This window comes from Photorhabdus sp. RM323S (assembly GCF_042879375.1).
Taxonomy (GTDB): domain Bacteria; phylum Pseudomonadota; class Gammaproteobacteria; order Enterobacterales; family Enterobacteriaceae; genus Photorhabdus; species Photorhabdus tasmaniensis.
This window is the reverse complement of the sequence record NZ_JBHFKZ010000125.1, coordinates 1-2,597: the sequence shown is the minus strand read 5'-3', so window position 1 is coordinate 2,597 and position 2,597 is coordinate 1. Positions and strand designations below refer to the sequence as shown.

General features: G+C 45.9%; 6 protein-coding genes and 1 pseudogene. 3 read left to right on the top strand and 4 right to left on the bottom strand.

Annotation, left to right across the window (positions count from 1 at the left end; all coding sequences use genetic code 11):
• Window positions 1-338 (bottom strand): CHC2 zinc finger domain-containing protein (locus ACGF7G_RS22050; protein WP_387468404.1); only part of this gene is annotated, 338 nt, incomplete at its 3' end.
• Window positions 339-451: 113 nt separating this feature from the next.
• On the opposite strand from ACGF7G_RS22050, the gene ACGF7G_RS22045 reads away from it, so the two are divergent.
• From ACGF7G_RS22045 to ACGF7G_RS22035, 3 genes are all read left to right on the top strand, one after another.
• Window positions 452-844, top strand: coding sequence for a helix-turn-helix domain-containing protein (locus ACGF7G_RS22045; RefSeq protein WP_271867415.1), 393 nt, complete (start codon window positions 452-454; stop codon window positions 842-844).
• Between the two features lie 79 nt (window positions 845-923).
• A complete protein-coding gene (locus ACGF7G_RS22040) occupies window positions 924-1,238 on the top strand; it encodes a SymE family type I addiction module toxin (protein WP_387468402.1) in 315 nt (104 codons plus the stop codon).
• A 14-nt stretch (window positions 1,239-1,252) separates the two neighbouring features.
• Complete coding sequence (locus tag ACGF7G_RS22035) at window positions 1,253-1,450, top strand: hypothetical protein (protein WP_065391734.1); 198 nt, start codon at window positions 1,253-1,255, stop codon at window positions 1,448-1,450.
• 79 nt (window positions 1,451-1,529) lie between these two features.
• Here ACGF7G_RS22035 and ACGF7G_RS22030 read toward each other — a convergent pair whose 3' ends face one another.
• The 3 genes and pseudogenes from ACGF7G_RS22030 to ACGF7G_RS22020 all read right to left on the bottom strand — a co-directional run.
• Entirely contained in the window at window positions 1,530-1,919 is a 390-nt protein-coding gene (locus ACGF7G_RS22030; protein WP_065391733.1) for an Imm50 family immunity protein, read from the bottom strand.
• 2 nt (window positions 1,920-1,921) lie between these two features.
• Window positions 1,922-2,392 (bottom strand): annotated as a pseudogene (locus tag ACGF7G_RS22025) (HNH/endonuclease VII fold putative polymorphic toxin); the annotation flags it as partial.
• 21 nt (window positions 2,393-2,413) lie between these two features.
• Window positions 2,414-2,597, bottom strand: a 184-nt coding sequence (locus ACGF7G_RS22020) for a hypothetical protein (RefSeq protein WP_387468400.1), incomplete at its 5' end; no start/stop codon positions are given.

Below are 2,597 nucleotides of genomic sequence, written 5' to 3'. Positions count from 1 at the left end.
TCGGCCAGCATGGCCGGTTCATCCGGTTGCACCAGCGGAGCCACCGACGGGTTATCTCCCAGTATCCCGCGCAGCTGTTCCACCGCCCGGCGCAGACTTAAGCCCCCGGTTTTCATTACCCAGTCCAGCACGGAGCCGCCGGTATCACAGCCAAAACAGTGATAGAGATTTTTTGCCGGTGAGATAACCATTGACGGGGTTTTCTCCTGATGGAACGGGCACAGCAGGACGTAATCTTTGCCGCGTTTAAAGAGCTGTCGCCCCTGTTGCTCCACTACGGCGACTAAGGAGACGGCGGCTTTCAGGTGCTGTAATTCTGCTTCGGGAATGCGGGCCATAAATTTGTTCCTTCAAAAACATGTCAAGACGCAAAGAGTAAAAATAACTCTGTTGCAGAGTACTCCAATATAGAGTATTGTCAACTGCAATATTAAAAACAGGGAGTATCCTCATGGCAACATTAACGCAACGACAGATACAGGCCATGAATACGAAGGATGAACAGTTCTTTAAAGAGTTAGGCGCTCGGATTGCGCTGGCGCGTAAAGAGCAACAACTGACACAGCAGCAACTGGCGGAACAGCTGGGGATTGCACAGCAGACGATGGCGCATTATGAGGGGGGCCGATTAAAAGTATCCGCTGCGCTTTTACCGCTATTAGCTCAGATACTTAATCTTTCACTGGATGAACTCCTGGGTTTACCGGTCGTCAGAAGGACCGGTAAACGGGGGCCAAATTCACGATTGGAACAACAAATTGAGATTATCAGTCAGTTGCCGAAAGCCAGACAGAAGTTTGTTTCGGAGATGCTGGATACGGTGATTGGTAACAACAGAGACTAAACAGAAAAAGATAGCGCGACTGAAACAGGTTGGCCCCTGTAACAGCCGCTCACCACAGCAACTAATAGGAGTAGTCACTATGGCTAAGGCGCATTCTAAAGCAGAAGCGGCGGTAAATAAAGCCGCGAAAACAGAATGTTATTACACGGTGGGTTATGTGCCGAACGGGGTCAACAACGCCACCCCGGCGATACATCTTAAGGGGCAGTGGCTGAGACAGACGGGGTTTGATACCGGCGGTCAGATTACGGTGAAGGTGATGGATGGTTGTCTGGTGCTGATCCCTGACAGTGAAGCCACGCAACAACAGCATCAGCAGTACCAGCGGCAACAGGCCCATCTGCGGGAGATTAAGCAGCAGATGCGGGCGCTGATAACCGGTTTTGCGGGTTAAGGGGAGAGCATGAGATGACGATAGCCATTGAACATTTACAGGACATTCAGTTAACCCACATTGAAGCGCTGGCCTTGGCGCAACTGGTGAAGCGGCTGAATTGGGCGGAGATACGGGCCTGTGCCGTGAATGACGAGGAAGCGTATCAGATCAAAGATGCGATATCTAAGCTTCAATCCGCTCTGGCTTACTGTGGGTATTCACCACGGTAAGAATGAAGAAAGCCGGAAGATCATGGGATCTTTCCGGTTTTTTATTATTTATTGGAATGATCAACAATAAATTAAAATATTAATCCCATCTTTCATCTATATATGGAGTAATACCATCTATTGTTAAAAAATCCGCATTACACAATAAATAGAAATTCTTATTGATTATTTCAATAGATGTAGAATCATGGGTGCTACTAATTTGTGGAGAGCAAATAAAACCCACTTTATTTCCTTTGCTTTCAAATGAATTTATATTAGACATACTTAAAACTAAACTCATCGCATTAAATCCTTTATCATCCCACTTTTTAGGATATACGGAAGGAATTTTTTTACATATAAAACAAAGCTGTAAAGATGAATAATGATGAAAAGTATAACTAATGAATTCGGCTTTGCTTATATCAAACTCATTATTAAACATATATTTTATTTGCTCATTTCTTATCGCATTACTAAACCACATAATCACATCCCTAAAGGAAAATTATAATGTCCATGAGTGTCTGGAACACTTCCCGTATCTAATATTTTTCCATTTACTTTATCAACTGGTCTAACATTAAAATGGGGTTCTGCTCCATGTAAAGGTGTTGCCTTTGCATGCCCCAAACTGTGTTCTTGAATAACTACGACAGAACCTTGCTTATCCCTATAGTGATATTGTCGGGTTTGAACTGGAACGCCTTTAGCATTACGAATATTACCTCCGTATCCATCTCCTAAATCTACCCTTGATATCTCAAAAGGTTGCTGATTATTTGGTATCCCCGCATCTCTCTTGGCCTGCCGTAACGCGTCACGACGACTTTTCCCTTCATACGTCGTTTTCTTGTTCTTAGTCCCCGGACAGCCAGCCAGACCCAGCGGATCAATCCAGTTTGCTGGATTATGGACATACGCATACGGATTCAGGCCCCCTGCCAGCCCTAGCGGGTCTTAGGGACTATCCCGACGCCATCATACCGTTGAGCGGACTTTTCCCCTTGATTTAGCAGCCTTTTTCTCCGCCGCGTTTTCCCACCCTGTTAAAGAACCTATCAACTCGTCCCGACGGGCACTTTGCCGATTGTAGCTCACTTTTCCCCCGAGGTCATAACCGGGTTTCCGCCCGCTTTTCCTGCCCGAACCGGGTTTTATTGGG

Excerpts from the sequence above, each read along its gene's own strand:
- ACGF7G_RS22045 (WP_271867415.1), top strand. The coding sequence starts at position 452 with ATGGCAACATTAACGCAACGACAGATACAGGCCATGAATACGAAGGAT.
- ACGF7G_RS22040 (WP_387468402.1), top strand. The coding sequence starts at position 924 with ATGGCTAAGGCGCATTCTAAAGCAGAAGCGGCGGTAAATAAAGCCGCG.
- ACGF7G_RS22035 (WP_065391734.1), top strand. The coding sequence starts at position 1,253 with ATGACGATAGCCATTGAACATTTACAGGACATTCAGTTAACCCACATT.
- ACGF7G_RS22030 (WP_065391733.1), bottom strand. The coding sequence starts at position 1,919 with ATGTGGTTTAGTAATGCGATAAGAAATGAGCAAATAAAATATATGTTT.